Origin of the sequence: Shewanella inventionis, from assembly GCF_019931735.1 — a bacterium.
In the GTDB taxonomy this organism is placed as follows: domain Bacteria; phylum Pseudomonadota; class Gammaproteobacteria; order Enterobacterales; family Shewanellaceae; genus Shewanella; species Shewanella inventionis.
Genome location: NZ_CP082926.1, coordinates 4,552,382 through 4,578,760 on the forward strand (window position 1 = coordinate 4,552,382; position 26,379 = coordinate 4,578,760).

The 26,379-nt window shown below is 42.5% G+C and carries 20 protein-coding genes; 8 read left to right on the plus strand and 12 right to left on the minus strand.

Annotated elements, in window-relative coordinates; translation table 11 throughout:
* Window positions 1–9 precede the first annotated feature (9 nt).
* The 7 genes from K8B83_RS20465 to K8B83_RS20495 all read right to left on the minus strand — a co-directional run bounded on the left by K8B83_RS20465 (window position 10) and on the right by K8B83_RS20495 (window position 9,766).
* Window positions 10–711, minus strand: coding sequence for a 23S rRNA pseudouridine(2604) synthase RluF (locus K8B83_RS20465; protein WP_188738240.1), 702 nt, complete (start codon window positions 709–711; stop codon window positions 10–12).
* A 31-nt stretch (window positions 712–742) separates the two neighbouring features.
* Window positions 743–1,435, minus strand: a complete 693-nt coding sequence (locus K8B83_RS20470; protein WP_223418778.1) for a hypothetical protein — start codon at window positions 1,433–1,435, stop codon at window positions 743–745.
* Window positions 1,436–1,567: 132 nt separating this feature from the next.
* Window positions 1,568–2,911 carry a Na+/H+ antiporter NhaC family protein gene (locus tag K8B83_RS20475; protein ID WP_223418780.1) on the minus strand — a complete coding sequence of 448 codons (1,344 nt, stop codon included), beginning with the start codon at window positions 2,909–2,911 and terminating at the stop codon, window positions 1,568–1,570.
* 596 nt (window positions 2,912–3,507) lie between these two features.
* The gene (putA, locus tag K8B83_RS20480; protein ID WP_188738244.1) at window positions 3,508–6,702 is read right to left on the minus strand and encodes a bifunctional proline dehydrogenase/L-glutamate gamma-semialdehyde dehydrogenase PutA; all 3,195 of its coding nucleotides are present in this window, start codon (window positions 6,700–6,702) and stop codon (window positions 3,508–3,510) included.
* Window positions 6,703–7,070: 368 nt separating this feature from the next.
* Complete coding sequence (locus tag K8B83_RS20485; protein ID WP_188738246.1) at window positions 7,071–7,652, minus strand: TIGR04211 family SH3 domain-containing protein; 582 nt, start codon at window positions 7,650–7,652, stop codon at window positions 7,071–7,073.
* Window positions 7,653–7,792: 140 nt separating this feature from the next.
* A complete protein-coding gene (locus tag K8B83_RS20490) occupies window positions 7,793–9,061 on the minus strand; it encodes an inorganic phosphate transporter (RefSeq protein ID WP_188738248.1) in 1,269 nt (422 codons plus the stop codon).
* 24 nt (window positions 9,062–9,085) lie between these two features.
* Window positions 9,086–9,766 (minus strand): TIGR00153 family protein, encoded by a 681-nt coding sequence (locus K8B83_RS20495; protein WP_188738250.1) that lies wholly within the window; start codon window positions 9,764–9,766, stop codon window positions 9,086–9,088.
* Between the two features lie 236 nt (window positions 9,767–10,002).
* Between K8B83_RS20495 and K8B83_RS20500 the strand changes: the two genes are divergently transcribed.
* On the plus strand, window positions 10,003–10,986 hold the full coding sequence (locus tag K8B83_RS20500) for a CYTH domain-containing protein (protein ID WP_188738252.1): 984 nt from the start codon (window positions 10,003–10,005) through the stop codon (window positions 10,984–10,986).
* Window positions 10,987–11,443: 457 nt separating this feature from the next.
* Here the strand turns inward: K8B83_RS20500 and katB are convergent, their stop codons facing one another.
* The 5 genes from katB to K8B83_RS20525 form a co-directional block, all read right to left on the minus strand.
* Window positions 11,444–12,904 carry a catalase KatB gene (gene katB / locus K8B83_RS20505; RefSeq protein WP_188738254.1) on the minus strand — a complete coding sequence of 487 codons (1,461 nt, stop codon included), beginning with the start codon at window positions 12,902–12,904 and terminating at the stop codon, window positions 11,444–11,446.
* A gap of 274 nt (window positions 12,905–13,178) precedes the next feature.
* Entirely contained in the window at window positions 13,179–13,424 is a 246-nt protein-coding gene (locus K8B83_RS20510; protein WP_188738256.1) for a YgjV family protein, read from the minus strand.
* A 183-nt stretch (window positions 13,425–13,607) separates the two neighbouring features.
* Window positions 13,608–14,045 (minus strand): PaaI family thioesterase, encoded by a 438-nt coding sequence (locus K8B83_RS20515; RefSeq protein ID WP_188738258.1) that lies wholly within the window; start codon window positions 14,043–14,045, stop codon window positions 13,608–13,610.
* 121 nt (window positions 14,046–14,166) lie between these two features.
* Window positions 14,167–14,835 (minus strand): helix-turn-helix transcriptional regulator, encoded by a 669-nt coding sequence (locus tag K8B83_RS20520; RefSeq protein ID WP_188738260.1) that lies wholly within the window; start codon window positions 14,833–14,835, stop codon window positions 14,167–14,169.
* Between the two features lie 408 nt (window positions 14,836–15,243).
* Entirely contained in the window at window positions 15,244–15,852 is a 609-nt protein-coding gene (locus K8B83_RS20525) for a DUF2238 domain-containing protein (protein WP_188738404.1), read from the minus strand.
* A 201-nt stretch (window positions 15,853–16,053) separates the two neighbouring features.
* On the opposite strand from K8B83_RS20525, the gene serA reads away from it, so the two are divergent.
* From serA to napA, 7 genes are all read left to right on the plus strand, one after another.
* Window positions 16,054–17,283: a phosphoglycerate dehydrogenase gene (serA, locus tag K8B83_RS20530; RefSeq protein WP_188738262.1), complete on the plus strand. Its 1,230-nt coding sequence runs from the start codon at window positions 16,054–16,056 to the stop codon at window positions 17,281–17,283.
* Between the two features lie 161 nt (window positions 17,284–17,444).
* A complete protein-coding gene (ygfZ, locus tag K8B83_RS20535) occupies window positions 17,445–18,407 on the plus strand; it encodes a tRNA-modifying protein YgfZ (RefSeq protein ID WP_188738264.1) in 963 nt (320 codons plus the stop codon).
* Between the two features lie 76 nt (window positions 18,408–18,483).
* A complete protein-coding gene (locus K8B83_RS20540; RefSeq protein WP_188738266.1) occupies window positions 18,484–19,131 on the plus strand; it encodes a hypothetical protein in 648 nt (215 codons plus the stop codon).
* 32 nt (window positions 19,132–19,163) lie between these two features.
* Window positions 19,164–19,868 (plus strand): ABC transporter ATP-binding protein, encoded by a 705-nt coding sequence (locus tag K8B83_RS20545; protein WP_188738269.1) that lies wholly within the window; start codon window positions 19,164–19,166, stop codon window positions 19,866–19,868.
* A gap of 4 nt (window positions 19,869–19,872) precedes the next feature.
* Window positions 19,873–22,422 carry an FtsX-like permease family protein gene (locus K8B83_RS20550; RefSeq protein ID WP_188738271.1) on the plus strand — a complete coding sequence of 850 codons (2,550 nt, stop codon included), beginning with the start codon at window positions 19,873–19,875 and terminating at the stop codon, window positions 22,420–22,422.
* Window positions 22,419–23,558, plus strand: a complete 1,140-nt coding sequence (locus K8B83_RS20555; RefSeq protein ID WP_188738273.1) for a lipocalin-like domain-containing protein — start codon at window positions 22,419–22,421, stop codon at window positions 23,556–23,558. Before K8B83_RS20550 ends, K8B83_RS20555 begins: the two co-directional genes overlap by 4 nt.
* A 326-nt stretch (window positions 23,559–23,884) precedes the next feature.
* Window positions 23,885–26,368: a nitrate reductase catalytic subunit NapA gene (gene napA, locus K8B83_RS20560; protein ID WP_188738275.1), complete on the plus strand. Its 2,484-nt coding sequence runs from the start codon at window positions 23,885–23,887 to the stop codon at window positions 26,366–26,368.
* Window positions 26,369–26,379: the final 11 nt, after the last annotated feature.

Below are 26,379 nucleotides of genomic sequence, written 5' to 3' on the forward strand. Positions count from 1 at the left end.
CGAGTTGCTTTAACTAAGTTGCTGTAAACTCAATAACTCTGCGGCCGATACTGGCCGCATTGTTTTTTCTGGCAAATCATCTAAACACACTGTCATGAGCTTTGTTCTCAGTAAATCAATCACCTTAAATCCCAACGCCTGACACATTCGGCGTATTTGACGATTTAGCCCTTGAGTGAGCACAATTTCAAAGGTTGTAGGGTTAATTAAGCTTATGCTACATGGCCTTGTTTGCACCTTGCCATAACTCACCCCTCTGGCCATATCATTTAAAAATTGGCTGGTTAACGGTTTATCGACCTGCACTACATAGGTTTTTGTGTGATGAAAATCTGGGTGCATTAAGGCTTGAGTAAGCTCGCCATCATTGGTTAACAGTAATAAACCGCGTGAGTCTTTATCTAAACGCCCAGCAGGATACAATCTTGGCGAGTGAGGCAAGACGTGGATCAAACTGCTTGGATCGTTAATCAATAACCGGCAATCCACACCTACGGGCTTATGATACAACCAATATTGCTTTTCTTGCTGCGCCAAAATAGGCTGCCCATCAACACAAATATTGAGATCCAACAGCGGATCGACTCGCTCAGTATGCGTGGCAAGATGCTGATTAATCGTCACACGGCCGGCATCAATCAGTCTAGCCGACTGACGTCGTGAAGCCACACCACACAAAGCCAGATAGTGACTAATACGAACTAATGCCATCGCTAAACATATGCCTTACTATAAAAAGTTATCAGTAGTTTTCTAACCAGCTATAGGCCACTTTTTGTTGCTCTTTGATGGTTTTCATCATGTGAAAACTCAAACAAACACACCATAAAATATTGGCCTGCGTTAATGACCACATAGCAAGAGAAACCGAACAAAAGTGAGGAAAAGGATTTAAACAGGCTGGAAAGTCGAGCTGGCTCCAATCTAATAGCGCCATTAACGCGCCGCCGCTTATTAACGCCAATACGGTTAACATCAGCATACGCCTACTCATGGTGCTACCCGGTTTGAAGTAGTCCAATACACACACACAATGCAGCAAAACAGAACTGAATAAATAGAGTGTGGACACTTTACGATGAGTGTCTAAAAAATTAACTGGGAACACTCCCATTAAAATAATGCTGAGGCCAACCACGAACCCCACAACAGCCAAATAACGGCTTAGACCATCTTGATAGGTATTAAACACCGCCACCATGGCTAACAACAAACATGAACCACCCGCCAGTAAAGACAAATTAAAAACCACGGCTAAGGGTGAGTTCATATAATCGCCTAATGTGTCTGGGCGGATCATTAACATATTGAGGCTAAAACCACCGGTTTCGGCCAATAACGCACTGCCAACACCAAATGAACAAATCATCGCTGTAGCTAAAGACATAAACACGATTACAAGGTGTAAATCATAATTTCGAGTTTTTGATATCACCTGAACACGCTTATGCTAAAAAAGGGATGCAAATGTTAACCTGTTATCGGCTAAATTTAAAGCATAACAACATGCCCAACCGTTTGGGGTTGGGCATGCTTGTATTAATTATAAAATGAAACTTGTTACTTATTACGTTCGCTTACGCAAAATCACAATTGCCACGGCCGTAACGGCTAACACCATGCAATACCATGCGTTTGAGATTGCAGTTAATGGGCTAATGGTAAATACCGATGCTATCAGCAATGCCTGGGCACCATGAGGGATTAACCCTTGAATAATACAGGCAAAAATATCCAAAATACTGGCAGCGCGTTTAGGTGTTACGCCATGTTTTTCAGCGAGCTCTTTAGCAATATCACCCGTAACAACAATCGATACCGTATTGTTAGCCACACAGGTATTCGTTGCGGCAACAATGGTCGCCATGCCTAATTCTGCAGCACGACTTGACGCCTCACCGTTGGCTTTTGAAAATCGACGAATTAACTTTTCAATTAATTGGCTTACAAATGTTAAGCCACCTTGCTGTTGCATCAACGCAGCTAAACCACCGACCAACATCGACAGGATAAAAATTTCCTGCATGTTAGTAAAACCGGTGTAAATATCGTTACCCATTTGAATAACGGTATATTCTGAAGTGAACACGCCTGTTGCGCCGGCAAGAACAATCCCCAAAGACAACACAACAAATACGTTAAGCCCGGCAACAGCAAGCACTAAAATCGTTAAATATGGAACCACTTTCAGCAAATCAATATCTTGAGCAACAATGTCGGCCTGCCCCTGACCGGCAAGGGCAAATAACACCAAGGTGATGATTGATGCTGGAATAGAAAAGACTAGGTTTTCACGAAACTTATCTTTCATATCACAACCTTGTGTGCGAGTTGCCGCAATGGTGGTATCTGAAATAATCGATAAGTTATCGCCAAATAACGCACCCGACATCACAGCACCTGCCATTAATGCGTAATCAATCTGAGCCTGATCTGCAACACCTAAGGCTACTGGCGCAACGGCTGCAATAGTGCCCATTGAGGTACCCATAGAAGTGGCAATAAATGCTGCTATCACAAAAAAGCCCGGCAGTAACAAATTTGACGGAATAAATGATATGCCTAACGCGACGGTAGCATCTACACCACCGGTGGCTTTGGCCACGGCTGCAAAAGCCCCCGCAAGCAAATAAATTAAACACATCGCAATGATATTGCTGTGGCCAATGCCTTCAATAAAGGTTTCAATGGCCTGGTTAATCTGCTGTTTAGACAGCAATACCGCCAGCACGATTGCCGGTAAAATTGCGATAACACTTGGTAATTGATAAAACGCATAATCAACACCCTGGCTTTGAAAATACAAGCCAGCGCCAATGAATAAACCTAAAAATACAAATAAGGGTAATAACGCCACAAACGAAGCAGGACTTTTAGCAACTGTCGTAGGTGATTGATTTGTTGTGGTCAAAGTAATCTCTCTTTATCTTAACGATTAGGGGTTGTCGGATGAGAAAAGCGAGTACGACACAATCTCGGTCATGGTTATAATTTAGTGGCGCTAAGGCACAAACTAAATACTGCAGTCACATCATAACAAGTTGTGGCAAGAATAAGAGAACTTATTAACCATGTCAATCTAGACGTCTAGACTTCTTTGCTGCCATGATAAAATTTAGTCTAAAAGCGAACAATTGCTACAACTTTGCTACATTTATTTATCCAGTTAACGCCATTTTCAGACAATAATGTGATTAATACCAATAAGTTTAGCCAGCCTTCCTTATCAGCAAGCAAGTAACGCCATAAACGATGCGTAGGCCACATACTCTTACGAGGTGTGTTCTGAAAAGTGATTAAACTTAATCGACGCTGAAATTAATTAGTCAAAAGCAGCTATAGCCTAAGGCGTGATACCTAATAAGGCATGAGTTGATTCGGCAAAATGGGGACTAAAATCAAACAAGGCTTATAACAACATCAATTTCCTTTACCGCATTAATAAATCTCAGATCTAGATAACAAAAAGCCCACATAACAGTGGGCTTTTGTTACACAATCAGCTTATTACTCGTCGGCATCACCTAACGACAACAAGGTTGCATTACCACCGATAGCGGTAATGTTATTGGTGCGTGTTTTTTCAGTGACAAAACGGGTTAAATAGTGAGGGCCACCCGCTTTTGGCCCAGTACCAGATAAACCTTGACCACCAAATGGCTGCACACCAACCACTGCACCAATTTGGTTACGGTTAATGTACACGTTACCCACATTCACTTTATCGGCTAACGATAATGCATGGCCTTCATTGCGGCTGTGGATCCCTAAGGTTAAACCAAAACCTGTACTGTTGATTTCATCAATCACTTTAGCTAAATCGCCAGCCTTGTAACGAATCACATGTAAAATAGGACCAAAGTGCTCTTTTTCAAGTAACTTAATTGAGTCGATCTCAACCGCAGTAGGCGCCACAAAGTGACCGTTTTCAGTGCCCTCTGGCAACTCAAGCTTGTTAATCAATTTACCTACCTGGGTAATATGATCAATATGCGCATTTAAGTTCGCTTTGGCCGTTGCGTCAATCACAGGGCCAACATCGGTTTTCACTGAGCTTGGGTCGCCAATGGTTAATTGCTCCATGGCGCCTTTCATCACTTCAATAACGCGATCTGCTATATCTTCTTGTAAAAACAACACACGTAACGCTGAACAACGTTGGCCTGCACTGGTAAATGATGACGAAACGACATCGTTAACCACTTGCTCTGGTTGTGAAGTAGAGTCAACCACCATGGCATTTTGGCCGCCCGTTTCAGCAATCAATGGAATAATGGCACCATCACGATTTGCCAAAGTACGGTTAATTAATTTAGCCGTGCCTGTTGAGCCAGTAAAACACACACCACCAATGCGTTCATCAGCAGTAATCGCAGCCCCAACAACCGCACCGGTACCTGGTAAAAATTGCAATACATCGACAGGAATGCCCGCCTCATGTGCAAGCTGTACGGCACGGTAACCCACTAAACAGGTTTGCTCTGCAGGTTTAGCAATCACGGTATTACCTGCAGCAAGCGCTGCTGATACTTGACCTAGGAAAATAGCGAGCGGGAAGTTCCATGGGCTAATGCACACAAAAATACCGCGCCCCTGTAAAAATAGCTCGTTTAGCTCGCCTGTTGGGCCAGGAAGCAATTCAGGCTTGCTCATCATCTTTTTAGCTTGTACAGCATAGTAACGACAAAAATCGACCGCTTCGCGCACTTCATCGATACCGTCTTGAATGCTCTTACCTGCTTCACGGGTACACAGTGCAATTAACTCTTCGCGGTTTTCTTCTAATAAATCAGCTAATTTTTGTAGTGCGTTAGCGCGGGTTTCAACTGGCGTACGAGCCCAACCAGCAAATGCAGCGTCAGCGCTTGCAATGGCTTGCTCGATAGCATTAGCATCTGCAAAAGCAACTTTACCCACAGTTAATGATGTATCAAATGGGCTCACAACAGTTTGAACCTCACCGGTTAAGGTGCTGCCATTAACTAATGGACCTGCTGTCCACTGAGTATGACTAAATTTATCTAGTGCAGCAAAAAATGGCCCAGACTCAGAAATAATGTTCATATTTAATCCTTTAGAGTTTTTACGTTCTGCACCAAAAATATCAGCAGGCTTGACTATGTGTTGATTCGCTAACGATTTGTAACCTAATAACGTCACCAGTGGATGTACGACTAAGCTTTCAATTGGCGTGTTGGGGTCTACAAGTTTGTGCACAAACGAGGTATTAGCCCCGTTTTCAAGTAAGCGACGCACTAAATAGGGTAATAAGTCTTTATGAGCACCAATAGGCGCATAAATACGTACTGTTTTAGCGCCGCTTTCAGCAAGCATGGTGTCGTAAAGCTCTTGACCCATACCGTGCAAGCGTTGGAATTCATAAAGACGATCACCTGCCATCGCATCAATACTGGCAACCGTTTGCGCGTTATGAGTAGCAAATTGCGGGTAAATAGCACCACGAGTAGCGTTGGATAACAAATATCGTGCACAAGCAAGATACGACACGTCAGTACCGGCTTTACGGGTATAGAGTGGGTAGCCACCCTCGCCTGCTTGCTGCGCCCATTTCAGCTCACTGTCCCAATAAGCTCCTTTTACTAACCTAACTGGTATTTCATCACCTTGATCTTTCGCCAAGCGCGTTAACCAGCACAATACAGGTAAACATCGTTTAGAATAGGCCTGCACCACAATGCCTAATAACCCCCAACCTTTGGCGGCATCAGACTGATATAACTGCTTAAATAGTTTCAGCGATAACTCAAGGCGATCCACTTCTTCAGCATCAATGGAAATACCAATATTTAGCTCACGGGCCTGTACGATAAGCTTAATGACAGTGTCGTATAATTCGCTTAATACACGGTCTTGGTTAGCCACTTCATAGCGTGGATGTAATGCCGATAATTTGATGGAAATAGTAGGTCTTGGCGAGTCAGATATATCGTATTGTTGCGCACCTAAATCACGTATTGCGTTGCTGTAATCGTTAAAATATTTTTGCGCATCGCTTGCCGTCAGAGCCGCTTCGCCTAGCATGTCATAGCTATGGGTGTAACCTAACTTGCGTTTAGCTTCACTATTTTTAAGGGCTTCAGTTACGTTTTGGCCAAGCACAAACTGCTTGCCCATGATTTTCATTGCAGCCAGCATTGCCTGGCGGATCATTGGCTCGCCGACACGGTTAACTAAACGCTTAATTAAGTTACTTGGCGTACCATCAAGGTTACGATCTAACTTTACAATTCTACCTGTTAACATTAAGCCCCAGGTAGAAGCATTCACCAATAATGAGTCACTCTGATTTAAGTGCTCATCCCATTTAGCACCCGACAATTTGTCTTGGATTAAAGCATCAGCAGTGGCAGCGTCAGGGATCCTTAATAAGGCTTCTGCCAAACACATTAAAATAATGCCTTCTTGGGTTTCTAAACTGTATTGCTGCAAAAAGGCATCAATACCAACCATCAGGCCTTTTTTTTCAAACTGACGAACCTTACTCACGAGCTCATGAGCCCGACGGGTAACCTGTTCAATGTCTTGTTCAGACGATGGTACAAGCTTAATTAATTCAGACAGGTATTGCTCTTCATCAACAATGTAGTTGTTAGTCACTGCGGTAAACAGTTCATCAAGGGTGGCATTGTCGTAGCGGCCGTCTAGTACTTCACTCGCTTTGAACATAGTATTCGCTTCCATCGGGTCAGGTTAAAGATGGTTATGTTGGTGGATAAATGGACACTGTATTCACGAATATTTTATTTTGTATACAATGTACAATGTGATTTTCGACGATTATACATTCAAAATGTGAACTTGCACACATTAGTTGAATCGCTGTGACTGAATGTTTAATTAATCAGGTTAAAGCCCACAAAAAAACCTTGTCTAAATCATTTTTTTACACCCAAAAACAAACATAAAGCATTGATTTAAAACAAATTAACTATCAACCACCAAAATATTAATCTATGAGAAAAATTCATTATAAAAAACCATAAAAAAAGGCCAACGTTTAAATCGTTGACCTTTTATTAGCTATAATTTAGCAGAGAATCGCGATAAGTTTACATCCAGCGATTCTTCTTACGACGCTGTGGACGAGGTAAATACACTAAAATAATACCAACCAGTGCACCTAAGCCGCCAATTAACCCGCCTTGCTTCCATAACTCATAGCGTTGATCATCTTCAGCCTGAGTTATGTTGGCTTGGGCTTCGTCGCGTTGCTTAATCGCAAGCGCTAAAGAGGCTGTCAACTCTGCGACTTTCTCATTAGCCAGCTTTAAATATTCTTCATTATTATCTGTGCTAAATGACTCTTTATTGAGTTGCTCATTCGCTTCTCTTAATTGGGCCTCCATTTCAGGAAAACGCACTCTAAAACTGGGTTTATCAGTCACTAAGCTGGCTAAAACCCAACCTTCTCGACCTTTATGATCAATTATTTGGGTAAAGTCATTTTCTGTGTTATCTAATAGCGTCACAGGCTGACCGGCTTCAATACTGCCGATGATACGAAACTCTGTTCCTGGGCCACCATGAAGATAGGTAAACACATCATCAGAAATATAATTTGGTTCTGCTGGTGCAGCAAAAACACCACTTGGGGCAAGCAGTAAAATAAAAATTGAAAGCAGTCTTAACACGGTAATTTTCCAAACGCTGTAAACTTGTTGTCATGCTATTTATTAAATGCTCTGAATGCAAGAAGGAAGTCATATGACTTCCTTCTTAAATGCATTTAACCATTCATATTTTTACGAATGTGCGCTGCTCAACCGATAATTTAATTAAAGATTGCTTTGATAATGTAGAAAAACACTATCGATAATGCTGCACCAGCAGGTAGAGTGACCACCCAAGACACAACAATATTACGCACCACGCCAATGTTAATTGCCGCAATACCACGCGCCATACCCACACCTAACACCGCACCAACAAGCGTTTGCGTTGTTGAAATAGGTAAACCGGTACCCGAAGCCAATACAACCGTTGAAGCCGCAGCTAACTCAGCAGCAAAACCACGACTTGGCGTTAAGTGAGTGATGTTTTTACCAATAGTTTGCATTACACGTTGGCCAAAAATAGCCAAACCTAACACAATACCCGTAGCGCCTAGTGGTAAAATCCACCAGCTTAATACGGCTTTAGAACCAATAACACCGCCGCTTTCTACCACAGAAACTACCGCTGCTAATGGGCCAATTGCGTTTGCAACGTCGTTTGAACCATGGGCAAATGCCATACAACAGGCTGTTACAACCATTAATATCGCAAATACTTTTTCAACGTTACCAAATTGAGTTTTAAGATCTGCCTTATCACTCATTTTTAAACGGCTAATGGCAACTTTACCAAATACACCAACAGCTACGGCAACCGCTATAGCCAACATGTAGGCTTCAGTTGTTGAAAAATGTAAACCAACGTGTTTTAAACCTTTAGTAATGGTCACGAGTGACATTACAAAACCCGCTAAAGCCATATAAAAAGGCACATAACGCTTAGCATTGGTGAGTGGATCTTCCGTATCAAAAATCAGCTTTTGCACACTTTGGAAAATAATATATGCAATAAAGCCCGAAATCGCAGGCGTGACCACCCAAGAACCCACGATGCCACCTACAGCACTCCATGCAACTGAATCTACGTTTACACCCACCGCGGCAAAACCAACAATCGCACCAATAATTGAGTGTGTTGTCGATACAGGCCAGCCTAATGCAGAGGCAACCACTAACCAAATACCAGCAGCAAGTAATGAACCAATCATACCGTAAACTAATAACTCAGGCGTGTCAGTGAAGAAACTTGCGTCAATAATACCTTTACGGATAGTACTGGTCACTTCGCCACCGGCTAAGAACGCTCCGGCGAATTCAAAAATCATTGCAATAATGATCGCTTGTTTAATAGTAATGGCATTAGAACCTACTGAGGTTCCCATGGCGTTGGCTACGTCGTTTGCGCCAATACCCCATGCCATCAAAAATCCAAATGTTGCCGCAAGCATAATAAGCATTGGGCCATTGGTGACTAATACATCAACCATGTTGTTTCCTTGATAACCTTGTGATTAATTACGAGCTAACATTAGCTCTAGGCGGGAACCGACACGCTCAGCAAGATCTGCTAAACCTCCAACCCATTCGATAATTTTATACATGAACATCACATCAACAGGATTCAAACCTTCTTCTAGTGCATATAACTGACGACGCACTTGAATTTGTAAATCATCTGAATCTTCTTCGATAATATCGAGTTCATTGATCATTTTGGCAACCAACTCAACTTCACGACCACGGAAACCGGTTTCGAGTAAATCGTCGAGCTCGTTAATAGCTTGCTTAGCTAAAGACACGGCATCTAAACAACGTTTAAGATAGGCATCGAAAGCAGCTTGTACAGGCTGAGGAAGGACTAATTGACGGCCGATAACACGACCAGAGATATCTTTTGCAGTGTTCGCAATTTTGTCTTGTTGAGTTAATAACTCAAGCAAGTCAGTACGCTCAACTGGCATGAACAACCCACCTGGTAAAGTGAGGCGGATTTCGCGCTTAAGAGAATCAGCATCTTTTTCCAACAAACTAATTTGTTTGCGGATCTTTATCGCTTCATCCCAGTCACCTGAGGTCGTTGCGTCAAAGAAAGGAATAAGAAGTGAAGCACACTCATTTACTTTGTCGATATGCAGTTCTAAAGGCTTAAGAGGTGATTTTGCAAACACACCTAAAATAGAGTTTACTGGCATTGCCGTTTACCTATTTAATGAATTCCAGTTTGGAAAAAGCGGGCGCATGTTAACCCAAGCGTCCGCATAATGAAACTGTGTTTTTCAATTTATGTCACACAGATTCTCAGTTATCGTTGCTCATTATATATGAAGCGAGCAAGGCTATCCTAAGATATTTTTATTACAACAATGTGACATTATGAACATATTATGACGCATTAATGAACATTTGATGACAATCAGGACAAAAATAAATGGCCGCAGAAATAGAGTTAAAACTTTTTATTCAAAAACAAGATCATGATTTATTGGTAAAAATATTGGATTCATTACCGCGTTCGTCACCTCAAAGACACATTAAACTGACCAATGGATATTTTGATACTCATGACTTACAACTGCGTCGTTGGGATATGGGATTACGTGTTAGAGGCTTTGATGAGCAGCTCGAACAGACCATAAAAACAGCTGGTAGCGTAGTTGGAGGTATTCATTCACGCCCAGAATATAATGTCAGCATTGATCAAAAAAGGCCAAATCTGTCACTTTTCCCGAATGAAATTTGGCCTGTTGGATACAATATTAACGAGGTTAATTCCGCGCTTGAATGCATCTTTGAAACTAACTTCAACCGTCAAACTTGGCACATCAACACGCAAGACAGCATTGTTGAAGTGGCGCTAGATATTGGTGAAATTGTTGCAAACGGCAAAAATGAACCCATTTGCGAACTTGAATTTGAATTACTATCAGGCCAAGCATCCTCTTTATTGCCTTTAGCTATTGAGGTCGCTAAATCAGTTCCTGTGCGTCTCGGTAAAGCCAGTAAAGCACAGCGAGGCTATCAGTTAGCCGGTAAATCTCCAGCCGTTGCAACTTCACCTTTAGACAAGATGCCAACACAAGATGTTAACCAGAACAAAGAGACAATAAAGCATACACTTGCCAATGCTTTAGAGTGTTGGCAACTCATTGAGCAACGCTTAGCCGTGTCATCATTGACACAGCAAGCACCACTTTGGGTACAACTACTTGAGTGTATTGAATTAGTTAAGAGTTCTTTAACGCAACTCCATCACAGTGACAATCAACTTGATACGCTTGTTAATCCGGTTTTAGCTGCAGTAAAAAATGCTGCCGCAGCGTCAACAAGCTCCTCATTGCCCGTGTTATGGCGTCAGCCACAATATGGCCAATTACAATTAGCCATTGTGGCGATGTTATACCAATTCCACTAATTATCTGGTCATTCAGCGGGAATTCTGTGCATTCTAGGCAAGTAATAGGATTGTAGGCATAGTTGCTCTACGTCAAAATCCTATTAAGCAGCATAGAAGGCACAGAAACCCGCCTTGTAGGAGGCGCTCAGACAGTCCATTTCTTTGTTGCATTGCCTTAGAAGGGAATAACCATTATTTCAACAATGCGCCTCAAACTAAACAGTCTGAGCGACTCTGATTGGTCACATAATTAATGGAAGTGGTATTAATGCATTAACCAAGGGCCAGCCTCCTCTACTGGTTAATTTTATAAAGACAAAAAAACAGGAAGGTAAGCCTTCCTGTTTTATGGGGTTATATCAATGTCTATTTTAACCTGAACTCGGAGTGATAGATTAACTCATACTATGAAAAATCAGTATGTTAAACCCCATCACTTTTAAGCTTGAAATACATTTATTATCCAGAGCTGAGGTTATTTAGCTAACGCTTGTTTTACCCGTAGCCCGTAATCTGCATCAGCTTTGGTAAAGTGATCAACCATAGTTTGCTGTACCGCTAGTGTTGCCTGGCTTAAGGTGCCTGCGATGGTATCAACCAAACGGGTTTTCTCTTCTTCACTAAACAGACGATATAAGTTGCCTGCCTGAGTAAAGTCATCCTGATTGTAACGGCTATAACGTGCAGCTTCACCGTCTAAACGTAATGGTGGTTCTGCAAAATCAACATTTTCTGTTAATGGAGCCTGAGTATTAGGGCCATAATTTACACTCGCATCGCCACCTGTTTGGCTGCCTTGATATGGGCACGCTGTTCCTGCCATAGCACCTGCACGTTGATGATGATTCGCTTTTGCAGCATGTGGGCAGTTAACCGGTAGCTGATTGTAGTTAGTACCAATACGATAACGTTGGGCATCCGCATACGAAAACAAACGTGCTTGAAGCATTTTGTCTGGCGACGCCCCGACACCTGGCACTAAGTTGCTTGGAGCTAAAGCCACTTGCTCCACTTCAGCAAAGTAGTTTTGCGGTAAGCGATTTAGCTCAAGTACACCCACTTCAATCAGCGGATAATCACTGTGCGGCCACACTTTAGTTAAATCAAACGGGTTGATGGCATAGGTGTTTGCATCAGCCTCAGGCATAATTTGTACGTTGACTGTCCAACGCGGGAAGTTTGCATCGTTAATAGCCACCACCATGTCACGCTGTGACGAATCAGGATCTATCCCTTTTAATATATCCGCTTGCTCACCCGTTAAATTAACCACCCCTTGCTGCGATTTAAAGTGAAACTTCACCCAAAAACGCTCACCTTTTGCATTCCAAAACGAGAAAGTGTGTGAACCATAGCCGTGCATTTGGCGATAGTTGGCCGGAATGCCACGGTCAGACATCAAAATAGTCACTTGATGCAGCGACTCAGGATTAAGGGCCCAAAAATCCCACATGGCTTGTGGATCTTTTAAATTGGTTTGTGGATGACGTTTTTGAGTATGAATAAAGTCTGGAAACTTAATGCCATCACGAATAAAAAACGTTGGCGTATTATTACCTACAATATCGTGATTACCACGTGCAGTATAAAAACGTAACCCAAATCCGCGTGGATCTCGCTCCGCATCAGCAGATCCCATTTCACCGCCCACTGTCGAGAAACGCACAAATGTTTCTGTTTGCTTACCCACACCATTAAAGTGGTCGGCAATAGTATATTCGCTCAAATCTTTGGTTAAGGTAAAAGTGCCGTATACACCGGTGCCTTTGGCGTGCACAACACGCTCAGGAATACGTTCGCGGTTAAAGTGGGCAAGCTTTTCAATTAAATGCCAATCCTGTAAAAGTAGCGGTCCACGCTCACCTGCCGACAACGAGTTTTGATCGTCTGCTACTGGTGCACCATTTTGACTTGTTAAATAGTTACTTTGATTCATATCTTGCTCCTATGCCTGGTCTGTTAACCACTGCTCAATTAAGTCGTAAACTGTTGCCATGATGATCGTCCTCTCTCAATTCATCATTCGATGGAGTGATATTAGCGACTTGTTGTAATTTGTTATAACGATTAAAACAGATAGGGACAACAGACTTAGCAGATTGAATATATAAATAGTTATTGATAAATCAGATTAGAAGAGACTTTACTGCTAGGGGGACAGCTAAAAGCCAAAATGAGTATTTTGGCTTGATGTTAAAAAATTATGTCAATCAATGTTCTTTTGTTGATGTTGGCTCACGGTAGAGCTTTACAAGGTAATAGATATCAATGAGTACAATAAAAAAATTGACCAAAGCAACAGGGAGCGCATCAATAGCTAAACCATAGGCAACAAATAAGGCTGCCCCAATTAAATTCCACCAGCGTAATTTCTTGATGTCAGACATCATCAGCGAAATAGCAACCACTACAGAAGCCAAATAACCGACCCACTCCCAAAGATTAATACTGTCCATGGATTTTCCTTATATTGATTTGCTTGCCATATCACTGACCATAACCGTCATTACACGCCAAGCATTCGCCATAACTAATAAAGCAAACCAACTTATTGCCATGATAAATATATTTAAAAGTTAAACTTTGATCTGTAACTGATTTCAATAAGATTATCGTGGCGCATTTTTAGCTAGTGTAGTCTATCGCTCAACAACAGCTGCCGTCATACGTGAAATACAGCATAGTTCGCCTGCGCTGTTACGAATTAAAATCTCCCAAACTGAACTACGTTTCCCTAGATGCACAGGCTTGGCTGTGGCGGTAAGTTCACCATTTCGTGAGGCTTTTAAATGATTGGCGTTAATTTCTTGGCCAACACAATAGTAGCGAGTAAAGTCGACCACAAAATTAGCTGCATAGCTGGCAACCGTTTCAGCCAACGCGACATTGGCTCCACCATGCACTATGCCTAACGGGTTATGTACCGACGGATTCGCTGGCATGGTCGCCACCATGTAATCATCACCAATCTCAGTAATTTTAATGCCTAATGTTTGCATTAATGTCCCTTTACCCTGCATACCTGCATCTAAACGTGCGCAATCTTCAAGGGTAACGTGACTAAACCATATACTCATAATTACAATCCATTTTTAATTGTTATTAAAACAACTTATACCAATTCTTAAGCTTTTAACACTCATAGAAAATACAAAAAAGGAGCCCATGGCTCCTTTAAGTTAATCACTGCCGTTTTATTTAGCTCACTAATTCGCAGTGGCTTTGATAAGTTTGCGCCCAACGTAGCAGTTCTACACGATTACGAGATTCGGTTTTTCTGAAAATAGAAGAGACATGTGCTTTAACCGTATGCTCACTAATGCATAACCGCTGAGCAATCTCTTTATTGCGAGCACCACTAGATACCAACTGAATAATGGTACGTTCACGATTCGTCAGCCGTTGTACCATGGCCTCGGTTTCTTCATGTAATTCGGCGTTTGTATCAAGTTGTTGTACTAAGCGCCTAAAAATTTTACTGATGAGCGGTCTGTCATACCAAAGTTCATCAGATACCATTTTACGCAGGCCAGTTAACATTAAGTCCATACGCTGATCGCTGTACAATAACCCTCTCACGCCCAGTAACAAGGCTGACTCCTGGTCTAGTGATCCTCTTTCAACCTGATATAAAGCGACGGGAACGTGATTAACTAAGCGGGACACTAACAAAGGAATGCCTTTTGCGTCTAATACGGCACCTTTTTGTGAGATGAGATAAAAATTATTCGAATTTTTATCTAGTTCAAGCTCGGCAGCATGCTTGATCACACGGGTTTTTAAACCGATTGATTCTGCTAAAATTGCCAAGTGACACGGCGCGGCGACTTGGTGAAGAAACACCAATTCATCTATATTAGAACTCATCACTCTTCTCCCTGAAAAGCTAATTTTTACTCATAGATTCTTGAGCACTTCCTAAACGTCATTCTATACGTAAAACAAACGCCTTGACCAGTATTAAGGCCAAGCAAAGTAAACATTTTGTTTTACAATGAATAATTTAGAGTATTAACACTAAACAAACTCAATTGTCTCTAGCGTGTTAGCGTCACTGAAAAGCAAGTCTCTTACTCTATTGTAAAATACCGATTTGATACTGCAATCATAGTCAATTTTTGCTAGTTCATAGGCATGAAATGTCGGTCAAAAGTATTAATCACCCAAAAGACTGACAAATACCGAGTTGTTCCCACTCAAAAAACCGGCGCGAGTGACCATTAAGTTTGTAATAACACTTAATCGTTAGCTCAACACAATCAACCTTAAGCAGCCTTACATGTTTGTGGTAAAACGATTAAGTTGTCTATTATGCAGCGGTGTTAACACCAACAAAGCAACGATGCCGCCAATAAGGGCTAAAAACATATCCGATTGTGTGTCCCACACATAACCCTGGGTGCCTAAGAAGGCCTCTGCATTTTCGCCAGTTGCAGCTGCAACCCACCATTCAATTAGCTCATAAAAAGCTGAAAACGCCAATACAAAACACACAGACAAAAATTGGCACCACGCGCCAATTTGCATCACCTGTTTGCGAATAAAAATCTCGCGCGCCAAAATGACCGGAATAAAACCTTGAGCAAAATGCCCCACTTTATCGTAATTATTTCGATCGCTGCCCATCACTTGGGCTAACCAATCAAATAAAGGCACTTCGGCATAGGTGTAACGTGCGCCAACAAATAATACACAACAATGAACCAAAATTAATCCATAGGCTAATGACGTCAGTGGAAAATTTTTACGGCTAAAAAATAAGATAGGCAAGGCTATTAGCGCAGGTAATGCCTCCAACCACCAGGTAAACATGTCTTTAGGATTGCTTACCGACCACAACAATACCAACAGGTAAACGGCTATCCATATTGCACGTATTATCATCATAAATTCCTTATCTGCGATATTGTTCTAAAATTAAAATATTACTTTAGCCATCTAGCCCTCCACAAGCTCAAAAAAAAGTGCTACTTTGGCATTGCGTCGGAAGTCCGCATTTATATCACAACTATAAGTATATGCATTAACACTAATAGTATATGCATTAGCATAAGCACCATTTAATGATAAGAGGGTACCCATATCATGGCGAAACACTCGCTTGACAAGGATAAAATAAAAATCCTGCTGTTGGAGGGCGTCCACCAAACTGCGGTTGATGTACTAGAACGTGCCGGTTACACCAATATTGAATATCACAAAGCCTCATTAGGCGAAGAGGCTCTTCTAGCCTCCATTAAGGATGCTCACTTTGTTGGATTACGATCGCGTACTCAGCTTACTGCAGACGTGTTACACCATGCAGAAAAACTCGTGGCAATTGGCTGTTTTTGTATCGGCACAAACCAAGTTGACTTAGCGACTGCTGAAAAATTAGGTATTCCTGTTTTCAACGCACCATTCTCTAACACCCGAAGCGTTGCAGAATTAGTCATTGGCGAAATTATCATGCTAATGCGCGGTATTCCTCAGCGTAATGCCATTTCACACCGCGGCGGCTGGTTAAAGAGCGCCAACGGCAGTGTTGAAGTCCGTGGTAAAACCTTAGGTGTCATTGGCTATGGTCATATCGGTACTCAATTGGGTATTTTGGCCGAAACCCTAGGCATGAAAGTGATTTTCTTTGATATCGAAGATAAATTGCCGCTCGGTAATGCATCACAAGTTCACTCAATGGATGATCTGCTCGCTCAAGCTGATGTGGTGAGTTTACATGTGCCAGAAACCCCGCAAACAAAAGACATGTTTGCTAAAGCCGAATTTGCCAAAATGCGTCAGGGCAGTTTCTTTATTAATGCTTCACGCGGCACGGTAGTCGATATTGAAGATTTAGCTGCGGCACTTAAATCTGATCACATCGCTGGCGCAGCGATTGATGTGTTCCCTGTTGAGCCAAAATCAAATGATGATGAATTTATCAGCCCATTACGTGGTCTTGATAATGTGTTACTCACACCTCACATTGGTGGCAGTACTGCCGAGGCTCAAGAAAACATCGGTATTGAAGTCGCAGGTAAATTAGCTAAATATTCTGATAATGGTTCAACTTTATCAGCGGTTAACTTCCCTGAAGTGTCATTGCCACAGCACAAAGGCGCATCGCGTTTATTGCATATTCACCAAAACCGTCCTGGTGTATTGATTAAAATCAACCAAGCGTTTTCTGAAAAAGGCATTAACATTGCTGCTCAGTACTTACAAACCACAGCAGAAATCGGTTATGTGGTAATGGAAGTCGACTCAGATCAGGCTGAAGAAGCCTTAGTTGAACTTAAATCAATTGAAGGCACCATCCGTGCTCGAGTATTGTTTTAATCTAACAACAAATTAACTGGGGTTAATTATGTTGTTCAAAAAGCTATCTTGTGCACAAGGTAGCTTTTTTTATTGTCTTTAAACCTCAACCCTCTGTTGAGTAGTGTGTGAATCCGTTACACTTCAAACCATATCGTCTTATTCTTTCGTTAAGGATCGTTATGACCATTTCAGCAAGCCAACCCGATTGGGACTTCATCACCACCTCTCCAGCATTAATGTTATCGAGCTTATCTCACATGGGATTGATTGAAGTAACAGGTGAACAAGGTCGCAGCTTTATTCATGGCCAAGTCACAACCGACATTACCTCGTTAACAGCTGACCAATGGAAATGGGGGGCTCATTGCGATCCCAAAGGCAAAATGTTAGCAAGCTTTAGAACCTTTGCCATAGCAGACAGCTTGTTTATGCTTATGCCAACATCGACCCTTGAACTCGACTTACCGCAATTAAAAAAGTACGCCGTATTCAGTAAAGCTGAGCTCACCAATGTCAGTAGCCAATATCACATTATTGGGGTGGCGGGTGTTGAAGCACAGGCATTTATCAAACAACAATTTGGTGATGTAACAGCCGCATTAACCTTGATTGATGGTGGGGCTGTTCTACATGATGGTGAGCGCTATATCGTGGTTATTACTAATGATAAAGTCGCAGAGCTAATCACTGCGTCGCAGCAACCTCTTGTTGATGCTAGCGCATGGCAAGCATTAGAAATCAAAGCGGGTTACCCCAATATTGATGCAAGTCATTCAGGTCAATACGTTCCTCAAATGTGTAACGTGCAAGCCATAAACGGGATCAGCTTTAACAAAGGCTGCTATATGGGCCAAGAAACCATTGCCAGAATGAAATACCGTGGCGGTAATAAACGCGCCCTGTATATCTTATCAGGCACCACCAGCCAAACCATTAACACCGAAACCCAATTAGAGATCGCCTTAGAAGATGGTTTCCGCCGCGGTGGTAATATTATTGAGTGCGTTCAACAGGGCGATAAAGTGCTGATGACCGCCGTACTGCCTAACGACACTGAAAACAATGCCAAACTGCGCATCGCTGACAATGAAGGTTCACAACTATCAATTGTCGAACTACCCTATTCATTAGTCGATGCTTAACTAGTATGCCGGATGCATAATACATTAGCGATACTCAACGTTTTTAAACGATGAGTATCGCAGTAAAAGGAATTATATGAAGCCAATCTACTTATTATTTACCGTCATACTGCTCGCGATATCAGGCTGTATGTCTACTCAGAATACCCCTTCCCTATTTGCAACTCATCAACAGCTATACAACACAGAGTTGATCGCCCCAGAAGTGACAGAACAGCTTAATTTGATAGAAAAAAAGGTATTTGAAGAACCTCAATTAGGCGCTATGTTGAGGTACGAGGATAAATTATTTCCGGCTGATGCCATCACATTATATATTTACCCTATTTTTAAAACTTCATGGGTTGATGTTGAACAAACGATAGATGAATCTATTCTTGGGGCGCTAAACGATATTAATCATATGGTGAAACTCGGTAATTATTTATCAGTATCAGACGCTGAACTCAGCCAATTTACAATTAACACCGCAAAAAAATCGTATCATGGTAAAAAAGTCACTTTTACAGTGACTCACAACAACAACGTCAAATACTATTCGAATATCTACGTGTTTATAGAAGAAGATAAGTACATCAAATTTAGAACTAGTTTCGACAGCAGAACTAGCCGCGAGTGGGACGGTGATAGCATTGTGAATGAACTATTACCATTAATCACTGTACCTCAAGAATCTAAATATATGCGAAAATTGCGCCAAGAACATACTAACGCTAATCCGTAACGCTATACCCCAAGAGAAATAATGGAGCGACTATGACCAGCATTGTCACCTTAAATAGCATCAACAAAGGGTTTCGTGATGGTGAATCATTCCATAGTGTACTCAGCAATGTCAGCCTTACCTTAACCCAAGGGCAAACCATTGCGTTAACTGGCCCAAGTGGCAGTGGCAAAAGTACCTTACTGAACATTATTGGTGGCTTTGAAACTATCGACAGTGGTGAAATGCGCATTCGACAAGGTGATGCACTCCACAGTGTGAGCCAATGGCAAGATCATCAATGGAGCCAATATCGCCGCAAAAATCTTGGAGTAATATTTCAACAATTTAATTTACTCACTCCGCTTAATGTCCGAGACAATATTCAATTTTCGTTGGCACTTAACCAATTAAATTGGAGCCCCTGGTGTGACCAATTATGCCAGCAACTTGGGTTAACGCCATTACTTAACCGCAGTGTAGAAAACCTCTCAGGCGGACAACAACAAAGAGTCGCCATTGCGCGCGCTTTAGCACATAAACCGCAACTAATTTTAGCAGATGAACCCACTGGCAACCTTGACCAGCAAGCGGGTATGCAAGTGATGCAACTACTAACCGACTTAGCTAAACAAGCCAACTGCTGTATTTTAATGGTGACTCACAGCGAAGAGTGCGCTCAGTTTATGCAGCATCGTTGGCACGTTGAAAACCAGCAAATAATTGTCAACCCTAGCTCGACACAGTTGCAAGGCTAACCCAATGAAAACAGATGTTTTCTCCACAAACCGATTACGACTATGCCTGCGCTTGTTTGCTTACCATTACCGTCATGCGCCATTACAAGCCAGCGCCATTTTATTAGGCATAATGTTAGCAGTAACCTTGCTGATAGGGGTTTATGCTACTAATGAAAATGCAAAGCAAAGTTATGGCAATGTATCAGAATTGCTTAGCAAGCAGGCCCGTTTAACCATCACCCACTTCACTGAAGACACCCTAGATGAAAGCATTTACTTTGTTCTTGCTAATGCCGGTTTTAACACCTTAGCAAGCATTGAAGGCATAGCTACAGATGATCAAGGCCGATTATGGCGAGTCAATAGCAGCGATATCATTGCCGCTATCAGCAATGGCACAACACAAGATGCACAATCTGGTGGTTCAGTGGCCTCGGTTAATATTCCATTGGCTGAACTGCTCAATGGTCAACCCAAGGTATTAATGTCGCAAAGCCAGCTCGCGCGTATCCAAAAAGTGACCGATCAGTCGCAAATTATCACTTTAAATAAAACGCCTTTAGATATTATAACAATTGATGATAAGTGGGGATTAGGCTCTGCACTATTGGCCGATATTTCATTGGCTCAGCCGCTGCTAAATATGCAAGGAAAACTAAGTTACATTGCCGTTTTTGCTGACGATAACACCGAATCCGATAACCAGCTTATTTCCCGCCTGACAGACACGTTAATTCAGGCAGGTGTTGACGCCAGTAAATTACACTTTGCAACCCAAACCAGTGAAGGTGAATCGCTAAATGCACTCACGGCCAGCTTTCATTTAAACCTTGACGCTATGAGCATGCTGGCATTTGTTGTCGGCTTATTTATTGCCTATAACGGCGTGCGTTACAGCTTAATGAAACGACAAAAGTTATTAGTGCAAATTATGCAACAAGGACTCGATCGCCAAAGCGTGTTACTGGCCTTAAGCATCGAAATTATGATCTTGGTGTTTGTAGGCTGTGTGTTAGGTTTTATTGTGGGATTACAACTGTCGCAATGGCTACAGCCCATGGTTGCCCTTACACTAGAGCAGTTGTATGGTGCTAAACTGTTACCGGGTAACTGGCAATGGCAATGGTTTGCGCAAGCACTCGCCCTGACATTGTCAGCCGCCTTTGCCGCCTGCATCCCAATGTTAATCAGCTTAGTTAATACCCCACTCGCTCAAGGCGCACAAAAACAGCCGCAAAATAAACAATTTAATCTCATTCATCGACGCCAGTTTATTATCGCGGTGATTTTGTTATTGCTGTGCACCGTCGCTTTCGCCTTTACCGAACAATATCGCCATAGCTTGGCCTTACTTGGTATTTTGGTGGTTGCAATCCCTTTATTATTACCTCAATGTTTGCACTGGATTGTTAATTTACTCACGCCAACCCTGCCTAAAGGCTTATGGCGCTACGCTGTCGCCGAAACCAAAGAGATTATCGCACCGCTTGCCCTTGCCATGATGGCAATTTTACTCGCTCTGTGTGCCAATATTGCCATGAACACCCTGGTGGGCAGCTTTGAAATCACCTTAAAAAAATGGCTTGATGCACGCCTGCATGCAGATCTGTATATTCAACCTAATCCAAACCAAATTGATGCCTTAGCGTTATTACTAGCGAACGACCCAAACGTTGAAGCCGTATACGAGCAATGGAAACTCGACAGTACCCTTTCTCCAATAGACACACCACAAACTCACATTCCTATCAATCTACTGAGCCGTGACCAATTATCATTAACCGAAACCACGGTTTTTAAAAGCATAACCAATGAGTTTTGGCCTGGATTTTTTGCGGGAAACAGTGTGATGATTAGCGAACCCTTATCGATAAAATATCAGCTCAACATTGGGGATAAGGTGCAATTATCTCAGTTACAACAAACGTTAGTCATAGGCGCTATTTATTACGACTATGGCAACCCTAAAGGTGAAGCAATGATTAGCCAACCTTTATGGCAACAATCACCTTTGCCAGCTAAACCCATCAGTTTGGCGGTTAACTATGACGGTGAATTAACCGTATTACAAAATAACATCAGCCAGGCACTGAACTTGTCTTCCGCTTATATGTATAGCCAACAACGAATCAAATCAGAAGCTATTACCATATTTAATAAAACCTTCTCGATAACTGTTGTACTCAATAGTTTAACCTTACTGGTTGCCGCTATTGGTTTATTCAGTGCCTGCGTGATGTTGACACAGGCAAGGCAGGCCCCCTTAGCTCGATTGTATGCTTTAGGCATCAGCCGCAAACAATTACGCTTGATGGTCATAGTGCAAATGCTATTGATAGTATTACTAACCTGTTTGCTCGCATTACCCACTGGGGCACTGCTAGGTTATCTGCTGATCCATAAAGTGACACTACAAGCCTTTGGTTGGAGCATCGCAATGATTTGGGACTGGGCGGCGTATGGTCAAGTTGTTGTTATTGCCATAACCAGTTGCCTACTGGCGGTAGGCTTACCGTTATACTGGCAAACCCGAAAACCTTTGATATCAAGCTTGCAACAGGAAGCACTATGACCTCAAAAATAGGTAAACAAACGTGTTTCATCAACTTGTTAACTGTGGTTTTTTGTACGTTGTTATCCGCATGTTCTCCTGCGCCTGAACCCCATCAAAAAACAAGCACTATTAGCAGCATGTCTGCACAATCATCGGTGGGTTACAGTAAGGTTACTCAGGGTAAAAACTTAACGTTTCCACAGGACCATTTAGCACACAATGACTACAAAATAGAATGGTGGTATTTAACGGCTAATTTAACCACCAGCCAAGGCGAAGATATTGGCGTGCAGTGGACCCAGTTCAGGATAGCCATGACACCGCCACAACAACCACAAGCCTTCGCAGATAACACTTGGAGCACCAATCAGCTCTACATGGCACATGCTGCTGTCACCTCTAAAAGTGAGCACCTTACTGCCGAAAAATGGTCGCGGGCACACCCAAAACTCGCCAGTGTCAGCCCTTCTCCTTTTACCGTTCATCTGCAAAACTGGCAATGGCAAAGCCAATCTGATGACTTGTTTCCGGCGACATTAACCGTCAACAACCCTAATTTTACTTATCAATTACAACTGAACAGCCAACAACCTATCCAATTACAAGGCGATAAAGGCTATAGCAGTAAGAGTGCAGACCAAAGTGTCGCTTCTTATTATTACAGCCAACCCTTTATTGATGTAACCGGCGAAATTACTCGCCAAGGCATCACTGAAAAAGTCAGCGGTAAAGCCTGGCTAGACAGAGAGTGGAGCTCACAATTTCTTACTAAAGCACAGCAAGGGTGGGACTGGTTTTCACTGAGATTAAATGACAACTCAACCTTAATGGCCTTTAGGTTACGCGGTAATACCGAACAAAATCACTTTTACAGCGCAAGACGCATGTACCCCAACGGCAGTGGTCGTAATATCAATAGCCGGGAAAATCCAAATGATATTGAAATGCAGCCAACACAATGGCAACAAACAGCACTGGGCAGGCACCCAATAGCTTGGCGTATTCAAATACACAGCGAATCCATAGACATCACCACTCAAGCGATTAACCCTAAAAGCGATATGCTGGTGTCCACCTCATACTGGGAAGGCCCAATCTCCATCGATGGCACTCATCAGGGTAAAGGGTATATGGAGCTAACCGGATACAACTAATACCTCTAAAGAGCATACCTCTCATGCTACCGATAACATCAAGGTAAAGAGAATAATTCTCTTTTCGCGCCTAACGCCATTTAATCACAGACACAAGCCACATCTCAAACACCGCAAGGTTTACAAGCAATAACTAAAACAGTAATTGCCTAATTGTTAAAGTGAGATTTACATCACGCGAAAAAATGTGACCTTGGACAACTATTAACCACTATACCCATTCAGAGGTATACCCATGCTAATAGTAAGGTCTAGACTTATTTTCATCACGTCACCTCCAATGACTATCACGCACCAAGAACAACATTCCAAGAGTGAGGAACACCATGAGCATAAGCCGTCGCGAGTTTCTAAAAGCCAATGCTGCAGCTGCCGCTGCATCAGCAGTTGGCTTATCCATTCCGGTTAGCGTCGTCAACGCTGCCGAAGGTAAAACAGATATAAAATGGGATAAGGCACCGTGCCGCTTTTGCGGTGTAGGCTGTAGCGTACTTGTCGGAACAAAAGAAGGTAGAGTCGTTGCAACCAAAGGCGATCCTGAAAGCCCTGTTAACAAAGGCCTAAACTGTATTAAAGGCTACTTTTTATCAAAAATCATGTACGGTAAAGACCGTCTAACGTCGCCATTGCTTAGAATGAAAAATGGCAAATACGACAAAGAAGGCGAATTTACACCCGTCAGCTGGGATGTCGCTTTAGACACCATGGCAGATAAATGGAAAGCCAGCATTGCTAAAAAAGGCCCTACTTCTGTGGGCATGTTTGGTTCTGGCCAGTGGACAATATGGGAAGGTTACGCAGCTGCAAAACTACATAAAGCAGGCTTTTTAACCAATAACATCGACCCAAATGCTCGCCACTGTATGGCATCTGCTGTGGGTGGTTTTATGCGTACCTTTGGTATTGATGAACCTATGGGCTGTTATGACGACATTGAAGCAGGTGACAACTTTGTGCTTTGGGGCGCTAACATGGCAGAAATGCACCCAATTTTATGGGCTCGCTTAACTGACCGCCGCTTAAGCCATAAAGATGCCAAAGTGCATGTACTATCGACCTATGAAAACCGCAGCTTCGATTTAGCTGACAACCCAATGATTTTTAAACCACAAACCGACCTTGTGATTTTAAACTTTATTGCCAACTACATTATTCAAAACAATGCAGTAAACAAAGACTTTGTCAGCAAACACACAAACTTTGCACTTGGTGTAACCGACATTGGCTATGGTTTACGCCCAGATCACCCACTAGAAAAGAAAGCCAAAAACCCTGGTGATGGTGGTGCTAAACCCATTAGCTTTGAAGAATACGCAAAGTTTGTTAGCACTTATACTGTTGAATACGCATCTGAAATGAGCGGTGTTGCAGTAGAAAAACTGATCACACTTGCCAAAGTTTACGCTGATCCTAAACAAAAGGTTATGAGCTTATGGACCATGGGTATTAACCAGCACGTACGCGGTGTATGGGCTAATAACATGCTCTATAACATTCACTTATTAACAGGCAAAATTGCCACTCCCGGCAATAGTCCTTTCTCATTGACAGGTCAGCCATCAGCGTGTGGTACCGCACGTGAAGTCGGCACATTTGCCCACCGCTTACCAGCAGACATGGTGGTTAATAATGATAAACACCGTGAAATAACTGAAAAATTATGGCAAGTGCCTGCAGGTACTATTCCTGCACAACCTGGATATCACGCAGTACTCCAGAGCCGCATGCTAAAAGATGGCAAACTGAATTGTTACTGGACCATGTGTACCAATAACATGCAAGCCGGCCCCAACATCAATGATGAAATTTATCCAGGTTTCCGTAATCCCGAAAACTTTATCGTAGTGTCAGACCCATACCCAACGGTTACGGCAATGGCTGCCGACTTAATTTTACCTACAGCAATGTGGGTTGAAAAAGAAGGTGCATACGGTAATGCAGAGCGTCGGACTCATATGTGGCATCAACAGGTCAAAGCTCCAGAAGGCGCTAAATCAGATCTATGGCAGTTAGTTGAGTTCTCTAAACGCTTTAAAGTGTCTGAAGTATGGCCTGCAGAATTAATTGCCAAACAACCAGAATATGCAGACAAAACCCTATATGACGTATTGTTTGCAAATGGTGAAATCAACAAATATCCAACAGAGCAATGCAAAGGTGCATACAACGAAGAAAGTGAGCATTTTGGCTTCTATTTACAAAAAGGCATTTTTGAAGAATATGCCCAATTTGGTCGCGGCCACGCTCACGATTTAGATGCTTTTGACAATTACCATGAAAACCGTGGCCTTCGCTGGCCAGTGATTAACGGTAAAGAAACCTTACGCCGCTTTGTTGAAGGGAGCGATCCTTATGTTAAAGCTGGCGAAGGCTTTAACTTTTACGGTAAACCAGATGGTCGAGCGGTTATTTTTGCCCTGCCTTATGAACCAGCCGCAGAAGAGCCAAACAAAGAATTCGACCTATGGATGTCAACAGGCCGTGTACTTGAGCATTGGCATACAGGCTCTATGACAGCCCGCGTACCTGAATTGCAACGCGCTTATTCTGATGCACAAATCTTTATGCACCCAGAAGATGCTAAATCACGTGGCTTGCAACGAGGTGATGAAGTGGTAGTCGCCTCACCTCGCGGCGAAGTAAAAACACGTGTTGAAACCAAAGGCCGTAACAAGCCACCTAGAGGCGTAGTATTTATGCCGTTCTTCGATGCGCGCCAATTGGTCAACAAGCTGTTACTTGATGCAACTGATCCACTGTCAAAAGAGACAGACTTCAAGAAGTGTCCGGTAAAAGTCATGAAGGCTTAACAATACTAAGT

What these genes read in the sequence shown, in the direction of transcription:
- K8B83_RS20520 (WP_188738260.1), bottom strand. Translation starts at nt 14,835, where the DNA reads ATGAGTTCTAATATAGATGAATTGGTGTTTCTTCACCAAGTCGCCGCG.
- napA (WP_188738275.1), top strand. Translation starts at nt 23,885, where the DNA reads ATGAGCATAAGCCGTCGCGAGTTTCTAAAAGCCAATGCTGCAGCTGCC.
- serA (WP_188738262.1), top strand. Translation starts at nt 16,054, where the DNA reads ATGGCGAAACACTCGCTTGACAAGGATAAAATAAAAATCCTGCTGTTG.
- K8B83_RS20500 (WP_188738252.1), top strand. Translation starts at nt 10,003, where the DNA reads ATGGCCGCAGAAATAGAGTTAAAACTTTTTATTCAAAAACAAGATCAT.
- katB (WP_188738254.1), bottom strand. Translation starts at nt 12,904, where the DNA reads ATGAATCAAAGTAACTATTTAACAAGTCAAAATGGTGCACCAGTAGCA.
- K8B83_RS20495 (WP_188738250.1), bottom strand. Translation starts at nt 9,766, where the DNA reads ATGCCAGTAAACTCTATTTTAGGTGTGTTTGCAAAATCACCTCTTAAG.
- K8B83_RS20490 (WP_188738248.1), bottom strand. Translation starts at nt 9,061, where the DNA reads ATGGTTGATGTATTAGTCACCAATGGCCCAATGCTTATTATGCTTGCG.
- K8B83_RS20540 (WP_188738266.1), top strand. Translation starts at nt 18,484, where the DNA reads ATGAAGCCAATCTACTTATTATTTACCGTCATACTGCTCGCGATATCA.
- K8B83_RS20525 (WP_188738404.1), bottom strand. Translation starts at nt 15,852, where the DNA reads ATGATAATACGTGCAATATGGATAGCCGTTTACCTGTTGGTATTGTTG.
- K8B83_RS20545 (WP_188738269.1), top strand. Translation starts at nt 19,164, where the DNA reads ATGACCAGCATTGTCACCTTAAATAGCATCAACAAAGGGTTTCGTGAT.
- K8B83_RS20510 (WP_188738256.1), bottom strand. Translation starts at nt 13,424, where the DNA reads ATGGACAGTATTAATCTTTGGGAGTGGGTCGGTTATTTGGCTTCTGTA.
- K8B83_RS20515 (WP_188738258.1), bottom strand. Translation starts at nt 14,045, where the DNA reads ATGAGTATATGGTTTAGTCACGTTACCCTTGAAGATTGCGCACGTTTA.
- putA (WP_188738244.1), bottom strand. Translation starts at nt 6,702, where the DNA reads ATGGAAGCGAATACTATGTTCAAAGCGAGTGAAGTACTAGACGGCCGC.
- K8B83_RS20550 (WP_188738271.1), top strand. Translation starts at nt 19,873, where the DNA reads ATGAAAACAGATGTTTTCTCCACAAACCGATTACGACTATGCCTGCGC.
- K8B83_RS20555 (WP_188738273.1), top strand. Translation starts at nt 22,419, where the DNA reads ATGACCTCAAAAATAGGTAAACAAACGTGTTTCATCAACTTGTTAACT.
- ygfZ (WP_188738264.1), top strand. Translation starts at nt 17,445, where the DNA reads ATGACCATTTCAGCAAGCCAACCCGATTGGGACTTCATCACCACCTCT.
- K8B83_RS20465 (WP_188738240.1), bottom strand. Translation starts at nt 711, where the DNA reads ATGGCATTAGTTCGTATTAGTCACTATCTGGCTTTGTGTGGTGTGGCT.